We start from the raw sequence: 21046 nt of genomic DNA on the forward strand, positions 1-21046 counted from the left end.
AACATGATGGGAATCGCGGGTCTGAACAGGAAGCACGACCACCTGCTGGTCATCCGGGACGCGGAGGTGGTGGCCTCGGCGCTCCGCGAGGCGCTGGCGCAGGCGTCGCCCGAGGAGCGCCCGGGCCTGGAACGTGCCGTCGCGCTGGTCGAGTCGGCCGCGGGCGCCACCGAGGGCAAGCTGCGCGCCGACTGGACCCGCGCCCGGCTGGCCGCCGTCGGCTTCACGGGCGACCTGTCCTCGGTCGCGGCGGTCAAGGCCCTGCGCCAGGCGGAGCCGGGGCTGAGCCTGCTGGCGGCGGTGCAGCTCCAGAAGGAGGCGCTGACCCAACCGGAGTGATCCGGGCGGGTGTGCGTCGCCGCCGAGGGGGCGGGAAGCCCTGGCCGAGTCCGATGATCGTCGGCGTGCACGCGCCGACGGTGTCCCCGGCCGGTCGATGCCTCTCCGGGGACACGGACGCGAGTGCCTCGTTCAGACCTCGCCGCGCCAGGCGCCGGTCTCGGTACCGCCACGGGACTCGATGTACCCCTTGAAGCGCTTCAGGTCACCCGTGGCCTGCCGCTTGACGAATCCGAGCTTGTCCCCGACGGTCTCCGCCAGACCTTCGGGCTCGTAGTCGAGCTGAAGCATGACCTTGGTGGTGTGGTCGTCGATGTAGTGGAAGGTGACGACGCCGGCCTGGTGGGCCTCGCCGCCGATGGAGGTCCAAGCGACCCGCTCGTCCGGGATCTGCTCGGTGATCTCCGCGTCGAACTCCCGCTCCACCCCGCCGATCTTCGTCTTCCAGTGGGTGAGGGTGTCGGTGCGCTGCTCGATGCGCTCGACACCGTCCATGAACTGCGGGAAGTCCTCGAACTGCGTCCACTGGTTGTAGGCGGCGGTGACGGGGACGTGGACCTCGATGGATTCTTCGACCTGGGACATGAGCGGCCCTTTCTTCGCTGTGACGGGTGTGGTCAGTGGGCCGGGTTTCCAGCTCCGCGAGCGGTCATGCCTACGATCACCCGCGGTCTGCCGGCCGCAGCCGTGGACCAGCGGCCGGCAGAGCGGAAACCGGCACCTCAGGGCCCCTCAGGGTTTCTCAGGTGGGCCGGGTCGTGGACTCGGCGGGTCGGGTGACGGCGCAGCACGCGAGGCCGACCAGAAGCATGGCGGCATCGGCGCCCCGAGGCCGGCCCCCGGGGCGGGCAGCCACGCGAGGGAGCCGGTGCCCACGGTCAGCAGGGCGAAGCCCAGGGCCGCGATCGTCCGGGGGCTGGTGGTGCCGGACCGCCTGCCCGCCACCCGCGCACACAGCGAGGACAGCGCGAACATGGGGACCGTGGCCGCTCCGGCGGCCGGGGGCGGTAGCCGAGATCGCTCCGCAGATAGAACGCGCGGATGCCGGGGACGGCGCCCGTGGGGGCTCGCGGGCGGGCGGGAAGACGTGGCCCGGCAGCCCGGGATCAAAGGCCATAAGGCGACCCTAGGGATGCCATAAGATGTACTTATGAGGTCATAGGTGGGACCCGCGTACCAACTTAGGTCTGCCTTAGCTTAGGCTTCCCGATCGAGTCGACTTTTTCACTCGAAGGGAATCTGATCATGCCGCGCCCCCTGCGGGTAGCCATCGTCGGAGCCGGCCCCGCCGGGATCTACGCCGCCGACGCCCTGCTCAAGTCCGAGGTGGCCGCCGACCCCGGCGTGTCCATCGACCTCTTCGAGCGCATGCCCGCCCCCTTCGGTCTGATCCGCTACGGCGTCGCGCCGGACCACCCGCGTATCAAGGGCATCGTCACCGCCCTGCGCCAGGTGCTGGACAAGCCGCAGATCCGGCTGTTCGGCAACGTCGACTACCCGACGGACATCAGCCTGGACGACCTGCGCGACTTCTACGACGCGGTGATCTTCTCCACCGGCGCCATGGCCGACCGCGCGCTGTCCATACCCGGCGTCGACCTGGACGGCTCCTACGGCGCCGCCGACTTCGTCTCCTGGTACGACGGCCACCCGGACGTGCCGCGCACCTGGCCGCTGGAGGCCGAGAAGGTCGCGGTGCTCGGCGTCGGCAACGTGGCCCTGGACGTGGCCCGCGTCCTCGCCAAGACCGCGGACGAGCTGCTGCCGACCGAGATCCCGCAGAACGTCTACGACGGTCTGAAGGCCAACAAGGCCCTGGAGATCCACGTCTTCGGCCGCCGGGGCCCCGCCCAGGCGAAGTTCAGCCCGATGGAGCTGCGCGAGCTGGACCACTCCCCCAACATCGAGGTCATCGTCGACCCCGAGGACATCGACTACGACGCCGGCTCGATCGAGACCCGGCGGGGCAACAAGCAGGCCGACATGGTCGCCAAGACCCTGGAGAACTGGGCGATCCGGGACGTCGGCGATCGCCCGCACAAACTGTTCCTGCACTTCTTCGAGTCCCCCGCGGAGATCCTCGGCGAGGACGGCAGGGTCGTCGGCCTGCGCACCGAGCGCACCGCCCTCGACGGCACCGGCAACGTCAAGGGCACCGGCGAGTTCAAGGACTGGGACGTCACCGCCGTCTACCGCGCGGTCGGCTACCTCTCCGAGAAGCTGCCCAAGTTGCCCTGGGACCTCGGCTCGGGCACCGTCCCGGACGAGGGCGGCCGGGTCATCGAGGAGGGCGGCACCCACCTGCAGTCCACCTATGTCACCGGCTGGATCCGGCGTGGCCCCGTCGGCCTCATCGGCCACACCAAGGGCGACGCCAACGAGACGGTGTCCCACCTGCTCGCCGACCACGCGGACGGCCGGCTGCACACCCCCGCCTCGCCCGCGCCGGAGGCCGTGGACGCCTTCCTCGCCGAGCGGAACGTCCGCTACACCACGTGGGAGGGCTGGCACCGGCTGGACGCCGCCGAGCGCGCCCTGGGCGAGCCGCAGGGCCGCGAGCGCGTGAAGATCGTCGAGCGCGAGGACATGCTGCGCGAGAGCGGCGCGTGAGCCTTGCCGGGCGCCACCTCGGCCGGGGCTGAGCCTCGGCCGGGGGCTCGGCCCCGTCCGCCGCGACCGGACCCGGCCCTGCGCCACGGCTGAACCCCGCCCGCGGGCGGGTGGCCGTCGAGCAGGGCGCGGGTGCGGGCTCGTCGTGGCTGGTCGCGCGATTCCCCGCGCCCGTGGGGGACCGCCCCGCCGTCGGCCGGGAAGCCGACGCCTTCCGGCATCGCCCGACGTCTCCCGACAGCATTCGCGGAGACGCCGCCCCGCAGGCCCGGCGCTCGCGCTCCCCACACCCCGCGTGTGCGGGGCGCGGGCGCACACCGGCGCGCGAAACCCGGGGTGAACGACCGGCGCGCCCCGGCGGAAGCGACCTGCGCGCCCCGTCCGAAGACGCTCCCGCGCAACCCCCGGCGAGGAACACGCGCCGCGCGCGGGCACGGGGCGGTCTACGTTTCCCCGGGGCGAACCGTGATACTGGGAGGCGCACCCGCCCCCATCAGCAGATTGGCTTATGTCGAACTCCGCCACCGACCGCGCCCCCGTCCCGCAGTCCGTCTGGGCGGCCCGCGGCCGACACACCGGCCCCGCCCCGAGGACGTCGTCCGCCGCACCCTGCGCCGGCACAAGGAGAGCGGGGACATCGACGACTTCGCCGAGCCCCCCGTGCTCGAGGACACCCCCGAGAGCGACACACCCCCACGGTCTTCGAGGCACGCTGGCGGGCCGGCGGCACGGTGACCGTGCGGGCCCGGCTCACCCTCGTACCCCGGCAGAACAAGCTCCAGGGGCACGAGTGGCGGCTGGTCGCGGAGGCCGAGCAGCCGTGGGACGAGGGCTGGCCCTCGCCCGCGACGCTGTTCTGGCCCGAGGGCGGCACCGGTGACGACGGTTCCTGGGACCACCACCCCACGGTCGCGGGCGTGCGCTTCCGTCAGGTCAACGCGCTGCCCGCGGACGACAAGGAGATGCGCCGCCGGCTGCGGGACGCGGCGCGTGAGGCTTGGTGCGTCAACCTGGTGGTGCACGAGGCCATGACCCCCGACGAGCAGGGCAAACTGCCGCTCGCCCGGCTGCTGCCGCCCGCCCTGCGGCACCGCGTCGTGGAGCACCGCGCCGCCCCGCACCAGCTGCGCGGCGTCAACTGGGCGCTGAAGGACCTCGGCGTCGAGGTGCCGCGCGGCGGCGCCGTGATCCTGCCGCCGGACCCGGCCCCCGAGGACTACGACGGCGACCCGCACCGGGTGCGCAGCGTCTTCCTGGACGGCTCCGAGCCCCCGGAACTCCTCGCCGCGCTGCGCCACTTCGTCGCCCTGTCCCGCCCCGCGCCGCAGGACGCGACCGAGGCGCTGGCGGACCTCAGGGACAACTGGACCCTGATGACCCACCAGGAGGAGCTGGACCGGGAACGGAGTCTGGTCGCCATGTACGCCGAGGCCCTGGAGGCCATGACGAAGTCCCGGGACCTGTACAAGCAGGCCGCCGAGCAGGCCCTGGAGGCGCTGGCCGCCTACCGTGACGTACCGGCCCCCGCCCTGCCGCAGCAGCGGCCCGCGGCCAAGGCGCCCGCACCGCTCCAGCAGCTCACCCGGACGTTCGAGCGGCTGCGGCTCTCCGGTCTTCCCGGTCTTCCCGGCCGGGCGAAGGCAACCCCCGAGGACACCGCCGACGGCGCGGACCTGCCGTCCCCCGACCTCCCGTCGTAAGCCCCTCGTACCGGACAAGGAGCCCCGATGGACAACACCACCCTGCTGCTGGTCATCGCCGCCGTCGTCGCCGCGGGCCTGGCCGTCGGCGCCGTCGCGCTGCTCGTACGCCTGGTGCGCACCCGGCGTACGCTGCTGCGGGCCGGGCTGCCCACGGGGCCGCGCTGGGTGTTCTGGGGCGCGGTGGCCTATCTGCTGCTCCCCACCGATCTGCTGCCCGATCCCATCTACCTGGACGACATCGGGGTCCTGCTCCTCGCCCTGCGCAGCCTGCGCGCCGCCCAGCCGGAGACCCCGGAGAGGCCCCGGCTGCCCTGAGCAGAGCTGCCTGAACCGACTGCCCCGAACCGGCAGCGGGTACGGGATCATGGTGCGATGCGTACCGTGTTCACCGGGATCTCCGACGCCCCGGCCGCCCCGGAGGCCGCCGTCGTCGTCGATGTGATGCGCGCCTTCACCGTGGCCGCCTCGGCGCTGCGGCGTGGTGCCGAGCGCATCGTGTTCGCCGGGACGCGGCGGGAGGCGCTGGCGCTCAAGGCCCGCAACCCGGACTGGCTCGCCTTCCAGGACGGGGCGCCGGTGCCGGGCTTCGATCTCGCCAACTCGCCCGCGCGGCTGCGCTCGCTCGATGTGCGCGGGCGCACGATCGTGCAGAAGACCACCGCCGGTACGACGGGGGCGCTGGCCGTGGCGGACGCCGGGCTCATGCTGTGCGCGAGCTTCCTGGTGGCCGGGGCGACCGCCGAGACGCTGCGCCGGTCCGGGGCGCGCACGGTGACCTTCGTCGTCACCGGGGACGACGGGCGGGCCGAGGAGGATCTGGCCTGCGCCGAGTACATCGCCGCCCGGGTGCGCGCCCCCGGCACCGATCCCGGGCCCTATCTGGAGCGGGCCCGCCGCTCCGCCGCGGCGGCCGAACTCGCGGAGGCGGTACGGCGGGGATGGACGGGCGTGCATCCCGAGGACGTGGAGCTGTGCCTGGCGGCGGACAGCGTGCCGTTCGCCATGGCGGCCGTCCGGGTGGACGGCCGCCTGGAGCTGCGCGCGGTCGAACAGCCCCTCTCCGGCTCAACTCTCTCGATGCCCGCGAGCGTTGACCCCGAGCAGCACCGCCAGTACCACTGCCAGCGCCGCGAGCGCGGCCACCGCGGCGGCCGCGCCGGCGAGCCAGGGCGGGGCCAGTGTCGCCGCCCACAGCCGTGCCGGGTCCGGCAGTCCGAGGCGGCCGCCGAGGACCTGTCCGGCCCCGAGCCCCGCCGTGACCACGAGGGCGGCGGCCGCCGCGCCGAGCCGGGCGTGCGCCGCCCGCGTGGGCAGGGCCAGGCCCAGGAGCATGCACAGCGCGGAGGCGACGAGCGTGGCGCCCAGCAGCCCGTGGGACAGCCCGGCCCAGTAGCGGGGCGCGTGGGCGGCTCCGCAGAGGAACACCAGCAGGGCGGCGACGCGGACGACGAGTTCGGCCGGGGCGTGCCGGACGGCCGTCTTCGGCAGGGGCGCGAGGGGAGCGTGGGCGACGGGGTCGAGCCGGAGGAGCTTGAGCCGTGGCGCCCGGCGCGGCGGGGCCTCGGCGAAGGAGGCTTCCGTCTCCGGTGCCGCGTGCGGGAGTTCCCGTACCCGGCCGTCCGCCTCCACGTCCGCGTCCACGTCCGCAGCCGCGTCCGTGGCCAGCCGGCCGATCAGTTCGGTCAGTTCCCCGACCGTCCGCCCGGTGGCCGCGGCCTCGACGGCGGTCTGCCGGCAGTGCGGCTCCAGCGGGGTGCGGTGCAGCAGCCGCAGCAGCGGGCCGACCTCGTCCAGGGGCCGCTGCCCGGCGGCGACGCGGAGGACGGCGTCGGCGCCGGCGGGGGTCCGCGGGGGCCGGGTGAGCAGGGCCGCCAGCCGGGTGACGTCCGCGACCGAGCGGTCGAGTCCCGCCGCGCGCACCGCCTCGGCCAGGGTCAGCGTGTGCCCGGGGGAGCTCTCCAGCAGGGCGATGAGGCGGACGACGTCCTCCAGCGGGCGGGTGGTGACGGCCGTACGGACCAGTCCGAGCAGCGGATCGTCGTACCGGCCGTCCGCCGCGTGCACGGACCCGTACACCGACCCGGGCGCCGACCCGGGCGCGGAATCGGGTACGACATCGGACGCGGACGCGGGCATCGCCTCGCGCGAAGTCCCGGACGCGGTCCCGGGCGGCCCCTCCGCCCGCGCCCCGGACGGCGGCGCGGACCGCGTCAGGACCCGGACGGGCCGCGCGCGGACACCGGTCGTGACCGGCGCCGGCCGTATGAGGGAGTCGTCGGAACGAGTGGATGAAGAGCGGGTGGTCATCTCGGCTCCAGTGCAGGAGTGCGGCCGCATCTGACTCCCCCGACCGCGGCACGCGCTGTACGCAGTCCATTACTAGGAGCCGCTCCCCCGCGCCGCCACCCGGGTGAGGCACTGGTGTGAGCCCCCGCCGCCCCAGCCCCCGCCGGGGTGCGCCCCCTGCTCCTCCTGGCGCATTCTTGCTGTGTGATCCATCCGGAGGCGGACAGGACGAGGTAGGGCCGATGGCGGGCAGCGGGGAGCGGGCGGTCCGTACACGGGCCCGACTGGCCGCGCTGCTGGCCAACGCCTCCGTCGCGGCGCTCCGCGCGGCGGACGGCCGGGTGGCGGGCGTGTATCTGCGCGCCGACACGCCCGGCTTCCTCCGCCTGGCCGTGCTCTCCGGCCTCCCCGGGCCCCTCTTCCGCCCCTGGTGGCGAGTGCACGTGGACCGCCCCTTACCCGTCTGCGACGCCTACCGGCTCGGGCAGCCCGTCGTACTGGCGAACGCGACGGAGGCCGTGCGCCGTTACCCGCAGTTCGCGGCGGCCCTGCCGTTCCCCTTCGCCTCGGTGCACATGCCGGTGCCGGGCGGCGGCGAACCGCTCGGGGTGCTCGCGGTGCTGCGCCCCGTCAGCGGCGACGACGGCGACGAGCCTCTCGACCGGGAGCTGCTGGCCAGGCTCGCCGAGGGCCTGGGCACCGAGCTGCGCGCGCTCGCCGGCGGGGACCCGGACGCGCTCGTCTGGGACGGCGAACCGCAGTGCGTACGGCCGCCCGCGGTCCGGCCCCCGCAGGCCGCGGTCGGACGCTTCACCTGGGACCCCGGCACCCACGCGGTCCGCGCGGACGACCGGCTGCACACGCTGCTCGGCCTCGCGACGGGCGACTTCGCGGGGACCGGCACCGCGCTCGCGCAGGCGCTGGCCCCGGCGGAGGCGTACCGGGTGCTGGCCGCGCTGCGCGACACCGCCGCCGGGAGACCGCCGGGCGCGCCGCTGAGCCTGCGGGCGGCCGACGGCGCGCCCCGGCTGCTGGACCTGTGGGCCGCCGCGGACGACGGGGCGCTGCCGTGCGAGGCGCACGGCGGCGCGGTGGCGCGGGTCGGCGGGGTGGTGTTCGACCCCGGCCGGGCCGCCCTCGCCGACGGCGCCGCCGACCAGTTGCCGCAGGGCGTGCTCTGCCTGGACCGGCTGGGGGTGATCGTGTACGCCAACGCGGCCGCGGCGTGCTTCACCGGGCGGGCGCGGGAAGCGCTGCTCGGGCGGACGCTGTGGGACGCGCTGCCGTGGCTGACCGGACCGCCGTACGACGATCATCTGCGCGGCGCCCTGCTGTCCCCGGAGCCGGTGCACTTCCATGTGCGGCGGCCGGGCGGCGCCGGCGGGGCATCTGGCGGATACGACGGCTTCGCGGTGTCGGTGCATCCCGGCGACGACCTGCTGACCTGCACGCTCGTCCCGGCCAGTCGGATGGAGGCGCCGGGCGGGCCCCCGCCGCCGGGACCCGGGGTGGCGGCCGGTCCCGCGACGGCGGCGGCCTACCGGCCGATCGCGCTCGCCATCGCGCTGACCGACGCGGTGACGGCCGAGCAGGTGTCGGCCGTGGTGATGCGGGAGCTGCTGCCCGCGTTCGGGGGCCGCAGGCTGGCCATCTACCTGCTCCAGGAACGGCACCTCCACCTGGCGTGGGAGTCCGGTTTCCCGCCGGGCTTCCTGGAGCCGTTCGACGGGGTGGCGCTCGACGCGCGGATCCCGGCCGTGGAGACCCTGGCGACGGGCCGCCCGCTGTTCTTCGAGTCCATGCGGCAGATCGCGCGGACGTACCCGGGGCTGCCGCTGGACGCCGAGGAGGGGTCCCGGGCGTTCCTGCCGCTGATCGCGTCCGGCCGGCCGGTCGGCTCCTGCGTCCTCGGCTTCGACCGCCCGCGCGGCTTCAGCGCGGAGGAACGTACGGTCCTCACCGCGCTCGCCGGGCTGATCGCGCACGCGATGGAGCGGGCCCGGCGCTACGACAGCGAGGCGGCCCTCGCCCGGGGCCTCCAGCAGGCCCTGCTGCCGAGCCGGCTGTCGGCGCATCCCCGGGTGGAGACGGCGGGCCGCTATCTGCCGGGCACCGAGGGCCTGGACGTGGGCGGCGACTGGTACGACGTGGTGGAGTCCGGGGACGGACTCGCGCTGGTCATCGGGGACGTGCAGGGGCACGGGGTGCAGGCGGCGGCGACCATGGGCCAGCTGCGCAGCGCGGTACGGGCGTTCGCGCTGGGCGACCGGCCGCCCGACGAGGTGCTCAGCGGCACCAACCATCTGCTGATCGGCCTCGACCCGGGCCAGTTCGCGAGCTGCTGCTGTCTGCGCCTGGACCCCGCCACCGGGCGCACCCGGATCGCCCGCGCGGGCCATCCGCCGCCGCTGCTGCTCTCCCCCGGCGACCGGGCCCGGCGCCTCGACATCCCCGGCGGGGTGGTCCTCGGGGTGGATCCGGGGGCGCGCTATCCGGTGACCGAGCTGGTCCTCGAACCGGACGCGATCCTCGCGCTGTACACGGACGGGCTGGTGGAGCGGGCGGGCGCCGACATCGACGACGGGATCGCCGAGCTGCGCCGGGGCCTGGACCGGGCGGGCGCGGCCGCCGCCCGGCGCGACGGGCTCACCCTGTCCGGGGTCGCCGACCGCCTCACCGCCGCCGCCCGGCACGCCGACGCCCGCCCCGACGACGTGGCCCTGCTCCTCGCCCGCAGGCTCCGCCATGGGTAACCGGCCGGTCCGCGCGACACGCCTCATCCGTCTCCCTCGGCACTCACTCCCCCGGGTGACGCTCTCGCCTGATGGCGTCGGGCAGTGTAGACATGGGCACATGGTGCGACTGCCCGGCCGGCCCGTGTCCCGGCCGCCCCGACCTTTCGGGCACCCGCGCGCACCACTGGCCCCGCCGCCGGACGGCCCCGGTGCGAACGCCGACCGGCCGGGGATGCTGTGGGCGGCGGTGACCGGTCGCAGCGTCGCCGGCCAGGTGTTCGTGCTCCAGGTCGTGATCGTGCTGCTGCTGGTGGTCTCGGCCGTGGTGGCCCAGGTCCTCCAGGTGCGCCACGACAGCGACACCGAGGCCCGCAACCGCTCCCTCGCGGTGGCGCAGACCTTCGCCAACGCGCCCGGCACGGCCGCCGCGCTGCGCTCACCGGACCCGACGGCGATCCTCCAGCCGAAGGCCGAGGCCGCCCGCAAGGCGACCGGGGTGGACTTCATCGTCGTGATGAACACCCAGGGCATCCGCTACACGCACCCCAATCCGGACCGCATAGGCAAGAAGTTCGTCGGCACCATCGGCCCGGCCGTGGCCGGCGGCACGGTCGTGGAGAAGGTCAACGGCACCCTCGGCCCGCTGGTGCAGAGCGTGGTCCCGGTCAAGGACGCGCGAGGGAACGTGGTGGGGCTGGTGTCGGCCGGCATCACCACCGCGCACGTGGGCGGGGCCGCCGACCAGCAGCTTCCCCTGCTGCTCGCCGCGGCCGCCGCGGCCCTCGCGCTGGCCACCGCGGGCACCGCGCTGGTCAGCAGACGGCTGCTGCGCCAGACCCATGGCCTCGGGCCGTACGAGATGACCCGGATGTACGAGCACCACGACGCGGTGCTGCACGCGGTCCGCGAGGGGGTGCTGATCGTCGGCCGCGACGGCCGGCTGCTGCTCGCCAACGACGAGGCGCAGCGCCTGCTCGACCTGCCGAGGAACGCCGAGCGCCGGCACGTCCTGGAGCTGGGCCTGGACGACGACACGGCGCGGCTGCTGGCGTCGGGGCGGGTGGCCACGGACGAGGTGCACCTGGTCAAGGACCGCCTCCTGGCGATCAACCAGCGGCCCACCGAGCTGCACGGCGGCCCGGCCGGCAGCGTCACCACGCTGCGCGACTCCACCGAGCTGCGCGCGGTCTCCGGGCGGGCCGAGGTGGCCCGGGAGCGGCTGAACATGCTGTACGACGCCGGGGTGGGCATCGGCACCAGCCTCGACGTGACCCGTACCGCCGGGGAACTGGCGGAGCTGGCGGTGCCCCGGTTCGCGGACTTCGCGACCGTAGATCTGTTCGAACCGGTGCTGAACGGTGAGGAGCCCAGGCCCGGGAGCAATCTGCGCCGGGTGGCCTGTGTGGGCATCCGCGAGGACTCCCCGCTGTATCCGGTGGACCACCGGATCCGGTTCGTCGCGACCTCGCCGCAGGCGCACAGCCTGACGACCGGGCAGTCGGTGGTGGAGCCCCGGCTGCGGGACGCGCCGGGCTGGCGGGCGCAGGAGCCGGAGCGCACGGACAAGGTGGTGGAGTACGGCATCCACTCGCTGATCACCGTGCCGCTGCGGGCGGGCAGCCTGGTGCTGGGCGTGGCGAACTTCTGGCGTTCGGAGAAGCCGCAGCCCTTCGACAGCGAGGAACTGGCGCTCGCCGAGGAACTGGTGGCGCGGGCGGCGGTGTCCATCGACAACGCCCGCCGGTACACCCGCGAGCACAGCATGGCGGTCACCCTCCAGCGCAGCCTGCTGCCGCGGACGCTGCCCGAGCAGGGCGCGCTGGAGATCGCGTACCGGTATCTGCCGGCGCAGTCCGGGGTGGGCGGCGACTGGTTCGACGTGCTGCCGCTGTCCGGGGCCCGGGTGGCGCTCGTGGTGGGCGACGTGGTGGGGCACGGGCTGCACGCGGCGGCGACCATGGGGCGGCTGCGTACGGCGGTGCACAACTTCTCCGCGCTGGACCTGCCCCCGGACGAACTGCTCGGTCTGCTGGACGAACTGGTGGGCCGGATCGACCAGGACGAGAACCCGGACGAGGGCGCCGCGGTGACCGGGGCGACCTGTCTGTACGCGGTGTACGACCCGGTGTCGCGGCGCTGCACCATGGCCCGTGCGGGCCATCCGCCGCCCGCGCTGGTGCGTCCCGACGGGCGGGTGGAGTTCCCGGAGATGCCGGCCGGGCCGCCGCTGGGCCTGGGCGGGCTGCCGTTCGAGACGGTCGATCTGGAGCTGGCCGAGGGCAGCAGGCTGGTGCTGTACACGGACGGTCTGGTGGAGGACCGGGAGCGGGACATCGACGTCGGCCTCGACCTGCTGGGCGACGCCCTGCGCCGGGCGCCGGACAGCTCCCCGGAGACGACCTGCCGTACGGTGCTGGAGCGGATGCCGGGCCGGCCGAGCGACGACGTGGCGCTGATCGTGGCCCGGACCCGGGTGCTGGGTCCGGACCAGGTGGCCGAGTGGGAGGTGCCGTCCGATCCGGCGGCCGTCTCCGAGGTGCGCTCCGCGGTCACCCGGGCGCTGGACGCGTGGGGCCTGGACGAGCTGGCCTTCACGACCGAGCTGATCCTCAGCGAGCTGGTCACCAACGCCATCCGCTACGGGCGGCCGCCGATCGGGGTACGGCTGCTGCGCGACCGCACCCTGATCTGCGAGGTCTCCGACCGCAGCACGACCTCCCCGCATCTGCGCTACGCGGCGAGCACCGACGAGGGCGGCCGGGGCCTGTTCCTGGTGGCCCAGGTCGCCGACCGCTGGGGCACCCGTTACACGCCGAACGGCAAGATCATCTGGGCGGAGCAGCCACTGCCGTAGGGGCCGCTCCGCCCGGATCCCGCCGTTCGGCGCGCCGGTCGGCCGGCGGTCGCGGCGCGGTCAGCCGGTGGTGGGGGCGTCGGCGACGCGGCGCTCACCGCCGTTGTGGCGCTGCCACATCCGGTAGACCTCCACCGCGTCCTCGCGCGGCTCGTGCCGCATCGGCAGCCGGCGCTCGTCCCAGTTCTTGCCGAACTCCTCGTAGAAGGTGTCCAGTTCGAAGTACTTGCGGTCGTCGACGTAGTGCGGCTCGTAGGCGTCGCGGGTGGTGAGGAAGACGACCTCGTCCGGCGAGCAGTAGTACAGCGAGCCCAGGCACATCGGGCAGGGGTGGGCGAGGACGTAGATGGTCGTCCCGGTCAGGTGCTCGGTGCCCAGCTTCACGCATGCCTCGCGGATGGCGAGGATCTCCGCGTGCGCGGTGGGGTCGTTGGTCTGGGCGACCCGGTTGGGGCTCTCGGCGAGGATCTCGCCGTCCTTGACGATGACGGTCGCGAACGGGCGGCCGCCCTCGGCGACATTGCCGCGGGCGAGGTCGATGGTGCGCTGGACGAAGTCCATGCGGTCCTCCTCGGAGGTCGGTGATGGGACGGGTCAGAAGGGCTTGGTCGGCAGGTACTTGCCGTCCAGGGTGATGACGGCGCGCTCGCCGCCCTCGGGGTCGGCGACCTTCTTGACGTCGAGCTTGAAGTTGATCGCGGAGATGATGCCGTCGCCGAACTCCTCGTGGACCAGGGCCTTGAGGGTGGTGCCGTAGACCTGGAGCATCTCGTAGAAGCGGTAGATCGTCGGGTCGGTGGGGACCGTGTTCGGGATCGAGCCGCGGGTGGGGACGGTGGTCAGCAGCAGCGCGGCGTCCGCGTCGAGGCCGAGCAGCGCGGCGACGGCCTCGGCGGCGTCCGCGGGCAGGGCGTGCTGGCCGAGGACGGCGGCGGTGGTGAAGGCGACCGACAGGCCGGAGGCGTCGGCGATCTGCTGCCAGGAGAGGTCCTTGCGCGTCTTGGCCTCGACGGCGGCGGCGGCCAGGAGCTGGCGGGCGGTGGGGTCGAACTGGGCGTGGATCATGGGGATCGTTTCCTCACTGTGTGATCGGGTCGGGAACCGGACCGCCCCGGCGGGGCCGGTCCGGGGGTCGGGTGGTCAGGCGGCGAGCGGGGCGCCGGCCGTGAGGTCCTCGACACGGCCGGTGGCGATGTCGAAGACCCAGCCGCGCACCGTGACCCGCCCCCGCGCCAGGGCGCGGGCGACGGAGGGGTGGGTGGCCAGGTTCGCCAGCTGGGCCAGCACGTTCTGCCGTACCAGCGCGGGCACGTCCGCGGCGGCGGAGGTGCGGGCCACCGAGGCGTCGGCGAGCCGCAGCCAGTCGGCGACCGCGGGGGCGCCGCTGAGGTCGTGGCCGTGGGCCAGGGCGGTCATCGCGCCGCACGCGGAGTGCCCGCAGACGACGATGTCCCGCACGCCGAGCGTGCCGACGGCGTACTCGATGCTCGCCGCGACCCCGTCGGCGCCCGGGGTGCGGGCGGGGACGAGGTTGCCGGCGGTGCGGATGACGAACAGTTCGCCGGGCTCGCAGCCGGTGATCAGCTCGGGCACGACGCGGGCGTCGGAGCAGCCGATGAACAGCGTGTGCGGCGTGTGGTGCGCGGCCAGGTGACTGAACAGCTCCCGCTTGGCGGGGAAGACGTCCTGCTGGAAGCGCGCGACACCCTGGGCGAGATCGTGCATGGGGTCACTCCCTTTCGTGGCGGCCCGGCCCGTCGGGCCCGGCGAGATCCACCATGCATGACCTCGAGCTATAGCGTCCAAGACGTGCTGGACATCAAAGCTATTGCTGCCATCTATAGTGGCGGTCATGGCCCTGGAACTGCGTCATCTGCGCTATCTGCTCGCCGTGGCCGAGCACGGCAACTTCACCCGCGCCGCCGAGGATCTGCATATCTCCCAGCCCACGCTGTCCCAGCAGATCAAGCAGCTCGAACGGACCCTCGGCACCCAGCTGCTCGACCGCACCGGGCGCACCGTGCGCCTCACCGACGCGGGCGAGGCGTACGCCCATCACGCCCGGGGCGCGCTGCACCAGCTGGCCGCCGCCGAGCGCGCCGTCCACGATGTGCGGGACCTGACACGCGGGCGGCTGCGGCTGGCGGTCACCCCCACGTTCACGGCCTATCTCGTCGGCCCGCTCACCGCCGAGCTGCACGGCCGGCATCCCGGCATCACCCTGACCGTGCGGGAGACCGCCCAGGACCGGATCGAAACGGGGCTGCTGGCCGACGAGTTCGACCTCGGCATCGGATTCCGGGGCGTCCATCTGCCGGGCATCACCGCGACCGCCCTGTTCACCGAGACGCTCACCCTGGTCACCGGCGACTCCGGTGCCATCGGGGGCCGTTCGGGCGCGCTGCCGGTACGGGAGCTCGCCGACCGCCAACTCGCGCTGCTCAGCGGCGACTTCGCCACCCGCGGTCATATCGACGCGTATCTGGAGGGGCACGGCGTCAGCCCGCGGATCGCGGTGGAGGCCAACTCCATCCAGGCCCTGACCGAGGTCGTGCAGCGCACCCGGCTGGCCACCGTCCTGCCGGACGCGATCACCCACGACCACCCCCGTCTGGTCCCCGTGCCGCTCGATCCCGCCCTGCCGACCCGCACGGTCACCCTCCTCGGCCGCGCCGACGCCTATCGCAGCGCGGCGACCCTCGCCTTCACCCGCCTCACCCATGAACTGGTCCGCAGCCGCGGCTATACGGCCCCCTCCTGAGACGGGTCAGCCGAGGGCGCGGTCGAGGTTGAAGGCGGCGCTGATCAAGGAGAGATGGGTGAACGCCTGCGGGAAATTGCCCTGTTGCTCGCCGGTACGGCCGATCTCCTCGGCATACAGGCCGAGATGGTTGGCGTAGGTGAGCATCTTCTCGAAGGCGAGGCGGGCCTCGTCGACCCGGCCGGCCCGCACCAGCGCCTCGACGAACCAGAACGAGCAGATGGAGAAGGTGCCCTCGTCGCCGCGCAGCCCGTCGGGGCTGACCAGCGGGTCGTAGCGGTAGACCAGCGAGTCGGAGACCAGTTCCTCGGTGAGGGCGTCCAGGGTGGACAGCCACTTGGGGTCGGTGGGGGCGATGAACTTGGCGAGCGGCATCATCAGCACGGAGGCGTCCAGCACCTCGCCGTCCTCGTGCTGCACGAAGGCGCGCCGCCGCTCCGACCAGCCCCGGTCCATGATCCGCCGGTAGATGGCGTCCCGGGTCTGCCGCCAGCGCAGCAGTTCGGCGGGCAGCCCGCGCCGGTTGGCGAGCCGGATGGCGCGTTCCACCGCGACCCAGCACATCAGCCGGGAGTACAGGAAGTTCTTGCGCCCGCCCCGGGTCTCCCACACGCCCTCGTCGGGCTGGTCCCAGTGCTCGCAGACCCATTCGACCAACTGGGTCACGTCGTCCCACTGCGCGCTGGAGATGGGCTGGGCCCATTTGTCGAAGAGGTAGACGGAGTCGATCAGGGCGCCGTAGATGTCGAGCTGGAGCTGGTCGGCGGCGGCGTTGCCGACCCGGACCGGGGCCGAGCCCTGGTGTCCCTCCAGATGAGGCAGCTCGCGTTCGGGCAGGTCGGTGCGGCCGTCGATGCCGTACATGATCTGGAGCGGGCCGGAGGCGGCGCCGTCGCCGGGGCTGATGTGGGTGGTGAGGAAGCGCATGAACGCCTCGGCCTCGCCGCTGAAGCCGAGCCGCAGCAGCGCGTACACGGCGAAGGCCGCGTCGCGCACCCAGACGTACCGGTAGTCCCAGTTGCGCTCGCCGCCGAGCTGCTCGGGCAGGCTGGTGGTGGGGGCGGCCACGATGGCGCCGGTGGGGGCGTAGGTGAGCAGCTTGAGGGTGAGGGCGGAGCGGTGCACCATCTCGCGCCAGCGGCCCCGGTAGCGGGACTGCTGGAGCCAGTGCCGCCAGTAGGCGACGGTCGCGTTGAACTCGTGCTCGGCCTCGGCGTGGGCGCAGCCGCGCGGGGCGATGGCGGTATCGGCCTGGTCGAGGGCGAACACCGCCGTCTCGCCCTCGCCGAGCTTGAACTCGGCGCACGCGTCGCGGCCGTCGCACTCCATGCCCACGGTCGCGGTGAGCGCGAGCGCCAGGTCCGGCGACTCGAACAGCAGGGTGCCGTCCATGTCGCGGACGGTGTGCGGAGCTGCGCCGTAGTCGAAGCGGGGGGCGATCAGGGCGCGGAAGGGCACCTGGCCGCGCACACACACCACCCGCCGGATCAGCCGGTGCCGCACCGTCTCGCCGGGCTGCCCGGCTTCGGCGGTGACCGGCATGAAGTCCTGCACCTCGCCGACGCCGTCCTCGGTGAAGAAGCGGGTGATCAGCACATTGGTGTCGGGAAAGTAGAACTGCTTGGTGCGGGCCGGGACGGCGGCGGCCAGCTCGAAGCAGCCGCCGCGCTCGGCGTCCAGGACGGCCGCGAAGACGCTGGGCGAGTCGAAGGACGGCGAGCAGTACCAGTCGATGGTGCCGTTGCTGCCGACCAGGGCGACGCTGCGCAGGTCACCGATCAGGCCGTGCTCGGCGATGGGCAGGTAGCGGGGGCTCGCGGAGGTGTCCGCGGCGAACGGCGTCTGGCTCATCGGCGGCCTCCCGGTGCGGGTGCGCGAACTCGTCCCGCGATGTCTCCAGCTTAGGAGCGAGTGGGGCGCGATGGAGTGGGCAGGCGCCTGTCACCCGTCACCGGCGTGTCCTTCCGGATGCAGGGTGCGCCGCGGCGGGCAATGGTGAGAGTGTGCCCCGTTCGGCGGCACCGGCACGGATGCGGTCATCCGGACCGAGGAGGAGGCAACACATGTCGACATCCGCAACTGGAGGGTCCCGGTCGCCCGACGACCACTGCACCCCGGACTCCCTGCTCCACTCGGCTCCCCAGCAGGACGTCACCCCGGAGGACCTGGTGATGGCGGCCGGGCGGGACGTCACCCCGAAGACGCTCGACTGGGCGCGCCGCAAGCTGGAGACGGAGGGTCCGTCGGCGATCGAGAAGCTTCTTCCCTGACGGGAGTGAACGGGGGCAGACGGGGGGCCAGGGCGGGCGGCGCGGATGGGCGTCGCCCGCCCTGGCCCGGTCCGTGCGCGCGGCGGTGCGCGGTCAGGTGCGCGACCGGTACGCGGTCAGGTGTGTCATGTGCGGGACGGCGGCCGGAGCGCGCCCGTCATTCCGGCTGATCCAGCTCGTCCCGGTAGTCCGGTACGACATGCACCGCGGCCTCCTCCGCGCCCGCCGCGCCCCCGTCGATGCCCACGTCCTCGGCGAAGGTGTCCACGCCCGGCTCCCGGGCCGACAGGCGGCCCGCGCGCGAGGCGCCCGCCTCGGGGTCGAGGGGTTCGCCCTCGCCGCCGGGCAGGTCGCCGATGCCGTCGCCGGCCGGCTCGTCCGGGTCGGGGACCTCCTGCCGGAGCCGCTGGTCCAGGGACTCCCCGGCGCGCTGCTCGGCGGCGGTGGTGCCGTACTTGGTCACGCCGAGGGGGCGTTCGGGCGGCGAGTAGCCCTCGTCGAGCATGTCGTCGTACGAACGTTCGCCGACCGCGTCCTCGGGATCCACGGGGGCGGCGTCCGCCTGTTCCTCGTTGCTCCCGGTGGGCTGGTAGGCATCGTCCCCCAGGGGAGTCTGCGCGTCGCTCATCGTCGCCTCCTTCGGTGCTCGCGCGGCGGTCCCGGTCCGCGTAACCCGCAACCGGGACGTCACACCCGCGAATGCCGATCCGGCGGGGGCGGCCGGGTCAGTCGGCGGACTGCTCCGCCAGGCCCGAGGTCCACTTCTCCTCGATGCGGCCGGCCTTCCACACCAGCAGCGCGAGCGCCCAGGTGACGAAGAACAGGCCGACGATGACGAAGCCGACCGTGTTGAGGTCGAGCCCGGCGACCCAGTCCCAGAAGAAGCCGTGCAGGTCCATCTGGTCGGCGAGGAGGCCGAGGAGTTCGACGGAGCCGATGATCAGGGCGACGGCGACGGACAGGCCGGTGATGGTGAGGTTGTAGTAGACCTTGCGGACCGGCTTGGAGAACGCCCAGCCGTAGGCGAAGTTCATGAACGAGCCGTCGATGGTGTCCAGCAGCGACATTCCGGCCGCGAACAGCACCGGCAGGGTGAGGATCGCGTACCAGGGCAGTCCGGAGGCGGCGCCGGAGCCGGCGAGGACCAGCAGGGCGATCTCGGTGGCGGTGTCGAAGCCGAGGCCGAACAGCAGGCCCAGCGGGTACATCTGCCAGGGCTTGGTGATCGAGTTGGTGACCCGGCCGAGCAGGCGGTTCATGAAGCCCCGGTTGTTGAGCTGGGCCTCCAGGGCGGCCTCGTCGAAGTGGCCGGTGCGCATCTTGCGGAAGACCTTCCAGATGCCGGCCAGGATGACGAGGTTGATCACGGCGATCAGGTAGAGGAAGGCACCGGAGACGGTCGTACCGATGAGGCCGGTGACCTCGTGCAGGTGCGAGTTGTCGTTCTCGACCGGTCCGGCCAGGGTCTTCATGCCGAGGGAGAGCAGCAGGGCGAGGCCGAAGACGATGGTGGAGTGGCCGAGGGAGAACCAGAAGCCGACGGACAGCGGGCGCTGGCCCGAGCCCATCAGCTTGCGGGTGGTGTTGTCGATGGCCGCGATGTGGTCGGCGTCGAAGGCGTGCCGCATGCCCAGGGTGTAGGCGGTCACGCCGATGCCGATGCCGAAGGCCGCCGGTTCGCCGGCAGAACCAGTGCCGACGCTGAAGTGCTGCGGCGCGATGATGCCGACCAGGGTGCCCCAGCCGATGATGTGCAGGGCCAGCACGAAGGCGGCCATCGAGCCGACCCTGATCCACTCCTCGCGCGTCATGGAGCGGCGGACGCGTTGCCAGGCCGACGGCTTGACGCCGGCCTGTGCGGGGAGGGACGGAGCGGAACCAGGGGCGGCCGTCATCGGGAGGGTCATTCCTAACGTCGTACGGGTACGGCTGCACAGCACAGCCTTGTGCCATCGTCCCGTACCTGCAAATCATGTGCAGTAAAGGCGACGGCAGGGCTTTCCCATGGTCAGGAAAAGACCATGAGCAGGAAAAGGCCGCTCACCAGGGCGAGGGGAGCGGTAAAGGGGCGGGTGTGCGTCGAGGGGAAGCGGGTGCCCGTCCGGGCATGGCCGCTGCCCTTTCGGGCCCGGTGGGTGCCCGAGCGGGCCCGGGACATGTCCGGTCGGGCCCCGCAGGTGTCCGGTCAGGCGGAGAACATGCCCCGGCCCAGCCAGTCCCCGGAGTCCCGGACGCCGGGCAGGGCGAAGAAGTAGCCGCCGCCGGTCGGGGAGATGTAGTCCACGAGGGGTTCGTCGATCAGCCGGGTCTGCACGGCCTCGAACTGGCGCTTGACGTCCTGCTGGTAGCAGCAGAAGACGAGACCCATGTCGAGGTTGCCGACGCTGTCCGCGCCCCGGTCGTAGTTGTAGCCGCGGCGCAGGATCCGGGAGCCGTCCGACTGCGCGGTGCGCGGGTTGGCGAGCCGGATGTGGGCGTCCGTCGGGATCGCGTTGCCGTGCGGGTCCTTGGCGTACTGGGGGATGTCGGTCTCGTTCGCGCCGTCCAGCGGGGCGCCGGTGTCCTTGCGGCGGCCGAACATCTTCTCCTGCTCGGTGAGCGAGACCCGGTCCCAGAACTCGACCAGCATCCGGATGATCCGGATGACCTGGTAGCTGCCGCCGGTGGCCCAGGCGGGCTCGCCCTGCCCGTCGCCGACCCAGATCAGCTTGTTCGTCTCCCGGGCGGAGTTCACGTCCGGGTTGGCGATGCCGTCCTTGAAGCCGAGCAGGTTGCGCTGGGCTCCGGTGGGCCGGGGCGCGTTCTGGAAGCCGTCGATGCGCCACTTGACCTGCATCGCGCCGCGGGTGTGCCGGGCGATGTCGCGCAGGGCGTGCAGCACGGTGTCCCTGCTCTGCGCGCAGATCTGGAGGGAGAGGTCGCCGTGGCACTCGGCCGGGTTCAGATGGTCGTTCGGGAAGGTCCGCATGGGGACGAGCCGGGCGGGCCTGGCCTTGGCGAGGCCGTAGCGGTCGTCGAAGAGGGAGGTGCCGACGCCGAGGGTGAGGGTGAGGCCGTCCGAGGGGACCTCAGGGCCGAGGATGCCGTTGTCGGCGGGCGGCGCGCCGACGCCGAGGTCGTCGGGGGTGCCGCCGGAGGTGAGGATGCGGGCCCGCTCGGTGATCGTCTTCAGCAGGTCGGCGAGGCCGCGGCGGTCGTCGGCTATGACGTCGAAGGAGACGAACGCGGCGGCGGCCGGCTGCGGGGTGATGATCCCGGCCTGATGGGCACCCTGGAAGGACACCTTCGCCCGGCCGTCCGGACCGCTCGGCCCGGCCTGGGCCGTGCCACCGCTCTCGGCGAGCGCGAAACCGCCGCCGGCCAGGACCGCGCCGGCGGCACCGGCGCCCAGCGCGCCGCGCACGAAGGAGCGGCGGGCGGGGCCGACGGGGCAGGACGGCGTGTCGGCGGTGGACATGGGCGGGTTCCCTCCGGGGTGCGGGTGCGCG

At 73.5% G+C, this 21046-nt stretch carries 17 protein-coding genes and 1 pseudogene; 9 read left to right on the top strand and 9 right to left on the bottom strand.

From position 1 onward, the window contains the following. Window positions 1-3 precede the first annotated feature (3 nt). Window positions 4-339 (top strand): hypothetical protein, encoded by a 336-nt coding sequence (locus GHR20_RS01710; RefSeq protein WP_153811941.1) that lies wholly within the window; start codon window positions 4-6, stop codon window positions 337-339. A 132-nt stretch (window positions 340-471) separates the two neighbouring features. On the opposite strand, the gene GHR20_RS01715 is transcribed toward GHR20_RS01710, so the two are convergent. Beyond that, window positions 472-924, bottom strand: a complete 453-nt coding sequence (locus GHR20_RS01715) for an SRPBCC family protein (protein WP_111581656.1) — start codon at window positions 922-924, stop codon at window positions 472-474. A 660-nt stretch (window positions 925-1584) separates the two neighbouring features. Here GHR20_RS01715 and GHR20_RS01720 point away from each other — a divergent pair. The 4 genes and pseudogenes from GHR20_RS01720 to GHR20_RS01735 all read left to right on the top strand — a co-directional run. Further along, window positions 1585-2949, top strand: a complete 1365-nt coding sequence (locus tag GHR20_RS01720) for an FAD-dependent oxidoreductase (protein ID WP_153811942.1) — start codon at window positions 1585-1587, stop codon at window positions 2947-2949. Window positions 2950-3680: 731 nt separating this feature from the next. After that, window positions 3681-4649 carry a hypothetical protein gene (locus tag GHR20_RS01725; RefSeq protein WP_343335984.1) on the top strand — a complete coding sequence of 323 codons (969 nt, stop codon included), beginning with the start codon at window positions 3681-3683 and terminating at the stop codon, window positions 4647-4649. 27 nt (window positions 4650-4676) lie between these two features. Beyond that, window positions 4677-4967, top strand: a complete 291-nt coding sequence (locus GHR20_RS01730; RefSeq protein ID WP_153811943.1) for a DUF1232 domain-containing protein — start codon at window positions 4677-4679, stop codon at window positions 4965-4967. 57 nt (window positions 4968-5024) lie between these two features. Then, a pseudogene (locus GHR20_RS01735) lies at window positions 5025-5669 on the top strand (2-phosphosulfolactate phosphatase); the annotation flags it as partial. Between the two features lie 48 nt (window positions 5670-5717). Here GHR20_RS01735 and GHR20_RS01740 read toward each other — a convergent pair. Next, window positions 5718-6788 (bottom strand): hypothetical protein, encoded by a 1071-nt coding sequence (locus tag GHR20_RS01740; RefSeq protein WP_243877862.1) that lies wholly within the window; start codon window positions 6786-6788, stop codon window positions 5718-5720. A gap of 392 nt (window positions 6789-7180) precedes the next feature. Here GHR20_RS01740 and GHR20_RS01745 point away from each other — a divergent pair, with 392 nt between their 5' ends. Next, window positions 7181-9691: a SpoIIE family protein phosphatase gene (locus tag GHR20_RS01745; protein ID WP_153811944.1), complete on the top strand. Its 2511-nt coding sequence runs from the start codon at window positions 7181-7183 to the stop codon at window positions 9689-9691. Between the two features lie 214 nt (window positions 9692-9905). Further along, window positions 9906-12527 (top strand): SpoIIE family protein phosphatase/ATP-binding protein, encoded by a 2622-nt coding sequence (locus tag GHR20_RS01750; protein WP_153815785.1) that lies wholly within the window; start codon window positions 9906-9908, stop codon window positions 12525-12527. A 60-nt stretch (window positions 12528-12587) separates the two neighbouring features. Here the strand turns inward: GHR20_RS01750 and GHR20_RS01755 are convergent, their stop codons facing one another. The 3 genes from GHR20_RS01755 to GHR20_RS01765 form a co-directional block, all read right to left on the bottom strand. Further along, window positions 12588-13088, bottom strand: a complete 501-nt coding sequence (locus GHR20_RS01755) for a nucleoside deaminase (RefSeq protein WP_153811945.1) — start codon at window positions 13086-13088, stop codon at window positions 12588-12590. A 33-nt stretch (window positions 13089-13121) separates the two neighbouring features. Continuing rightward, window positions 13122-13592: a cyanase gene (cynS, locus tag GHR20_RS01760; RefSeq protein WP_153811946.1), complete on the bottom strand. Its 471-nt coding sequence runs from the start codon at window positions 13590-13592 to the stop codon at window positions 13122-13124. 75 nt (window positions 13593-13667) lie between these two features. Further along, complete coding sequence (locus tag GHR20_RS01765; protein ID WP_111581664.1) at window positions 13668-14252, bottom strand: carbonic anhydrase; 585 nt, start codon at window positions 14250-14252, stop codon at window positions 13668-13670. Between the two features lie 127 nt (window positions 14253-14379). On the opposite strand from GHR20_RS01765, the gene cynR reads away from it, so the two are divergent. Continuing rightward, on the top strand, window positions 14380-15288 hold the full coding sequence (gene cynR / locus GHR20_RS01770; protein ID WP_153811947.1) for a transcriptional regulator CynR: 909 nt from the start codon (window positions 14380-14382) through the stop codon (window positions 15286-15288). A gap of 6 nt (window positions 15289-15294) precedes the next feature. On the opposite strand, the gene GHR20_RS01775 is transcribed toward cynR, so the two are convergent. Beyond that, window positions 15295-17139: a glycoside hydrolase family 15 protein gene (locus GHR20_RS01775; protein ID WP_111581666.1), complete on the bottom strand. Its 1845-nt coding sequence runs from the start codon at window positions 17137-17139 to the stop codon at window positions 15295-15297. 212 nt (window positions 17140-17351) lie between these two features. On the opposite strand from GHR20_RS01775, the gene GHR20_RS01780 reads away from it, so the two are divergent. Further along, entirely contained in the window at window positions 17352-17558 is a 207-nt protein-coding gene (locus GHR20_RS01780) for a hypothetical protein (protein WP_037652629.1), read from the top strand. 157 nt (window positions 17559-17715) lie between these two features. Here GHR20_RS01780 and GHR20_RS01785 read toward each other — a convergent pair whose 3' ends face one another. The 3 genes from GHR20_RS01785 to efeB form a co-directional block, all read right to left on the bottom strand. Next, the gene (locus tag GHR20_RS01785) at window positions 17716-18186 is read right to left on the bottom strand and encodes a DUF5709 domain-containing protein (protein ID WP_153811948.1); all 471 of its coding nucleotides are present in this window, start codon (window positions 18184-18186) and stop codon (window positions 17716-17718) included. A gap of 97 nt (window positions 18187-18283) precedes the next feature. Continuing rightward, window positions 18284-19453: a HoxN/HupN/NixA family nickel/cobalt transporter gene (locus GHR20_RS01790; RefSeq protein WP_194859094.1), complete on the bottom strand. Its 1170-nt coding sequence runs from the start codon at window positions 19451-19453 to the stop codon at window positions 18284-18286. 290 nt (window positions 19454-19743) lie between these two features. After that, window positions 19744-21015, bottom strand: a complete 1272-nt coding sequence (efeB, locus tag GHR20_RS01795; protein ID WP_153811949.1) for an iron uptake transporter deferrochelatase/peroxidase subunit — start codon at window positions 21013-21015, stop codon at window positions 19744-19746. Window positions 21016-21046 lie beyond the last annotated feature (31 nt).

The organism is Streptomyces sp. SUK 48 (assembly GCF_009650765.1).
Taxonomy (GTDB): domain Bacteria; phylum Actinomycetota; class Actinomycetes; order Streptomycetales; family Streptomycetaceae; genus Streptomyces.

Coding starts and splice junctions, on each gene's coding strand:
- GHR20_RS01710 (WP_153811941.1), top strand. CDS start 4: ATGATGGGAATCGCGGGTCTGAACAGGAAGCACGACCACCTGCTGGTC.
- GHR20_RS01715 (WP_111581656.1), bottom strand. CDS start 924: ATGTCCCAGGTCGAAGAATCCATCGAGGTCCACGTCCCCGTCACCGCC.
- GHR20_RS01720 (WP_153811942.1), top strand. CDS start 1,585: ATGCCGCGCCCCCTGCGGGTAGCCATCGTCGGAGCCGGCCCCGCCGGG.
- GHR20_RS01730 (WP_153811943.1), top strand. CDS start 4,677: ATGGACAACACCACCCTGCTGCTGGTCATCGCCGCCGTCGTCGCCGCG.
- GHR20_RS01740 (WP_243877862.1), bottom strand. CDS start 6,788: ATGCCCGCGTCCGCGTCCGATGTCGTACCCGATTCCGCGCCCGGGTCG.
- GHR20_RS01745 (WP_153811944.1), top strand. CDS start 7,181: ATGGCGGGCAGCGGGGAGCGGGCGGTCCGTACACGGGCCCGACTGGCC.
- GHR20_RS01750 (WP_153815785.1), top strand. CDS start 9,906: ATGCTGTGGGCGGCGGTGACCGGTCGCAGCGTCGCCGGCCAGGTGTTC.
- GHR20_RS01755 (WP_153811945.1), bottom strand. CDS start 13,088: ATGGACTTCGTCCAGCGCACCATCGACCTCGCCCGCGGCAATGTCGCC.
- cynS (WP_153811946.1), bottom strand. CDS start 13,592: ATGATCCACGCCCAGTTCGACCCCACCGCCCGCCAGCTCCTGGCCGCC.
- GHR20_RS01765 (WP_111581664.1), bottom strand. CDS start 14,252: ATGCACGATCTCGCCCAGGGTGTCGCGCGCTTCCAGCAGGACGTCTTC.
- cynR (WP_153811947.1), top strand. CDS start 14,380: ATGGCCCTGGAACTGCGTCATCTGCGCTATCTGCTCGCCGTGGCCGAG.
- GHR20_RS01775 (WP_111581666.1), bottom strand. CDS start 17,139: ATGAGCCAGACGCCGTTCGCCGCGGACACCTCCGCGAGCCCCCGCTAC.
- GHR20_RS01780 (WP_037652629.1), top strand. CDS start 17,352: ATGTCGACATCCGCAACTGGAGGGTCCCGGTCGCCCGACGACCACTGC.
- GHR20_RS01785 (WP_153811948.1), bottom strand. CDS start 18,186: ATGAGCGACGCGCAGACTCCCCTGGGGGACGATGCCTACCAGCCCACC.
- GHR20_RS01790 (WP_194859094.1), bottom strand. CDS start 19,453: ATGACGGCCGCCCCTGGTTCCGCTCCGTCCCTCCCCGCACAGGCCGGC.
- efeB (WP_153811949.1), bottom strand. CDS start 21,015: ATGTCCACCGCCGACACGCCGTCCTGCCCCGTCGGCCCCGCCCGCCGC.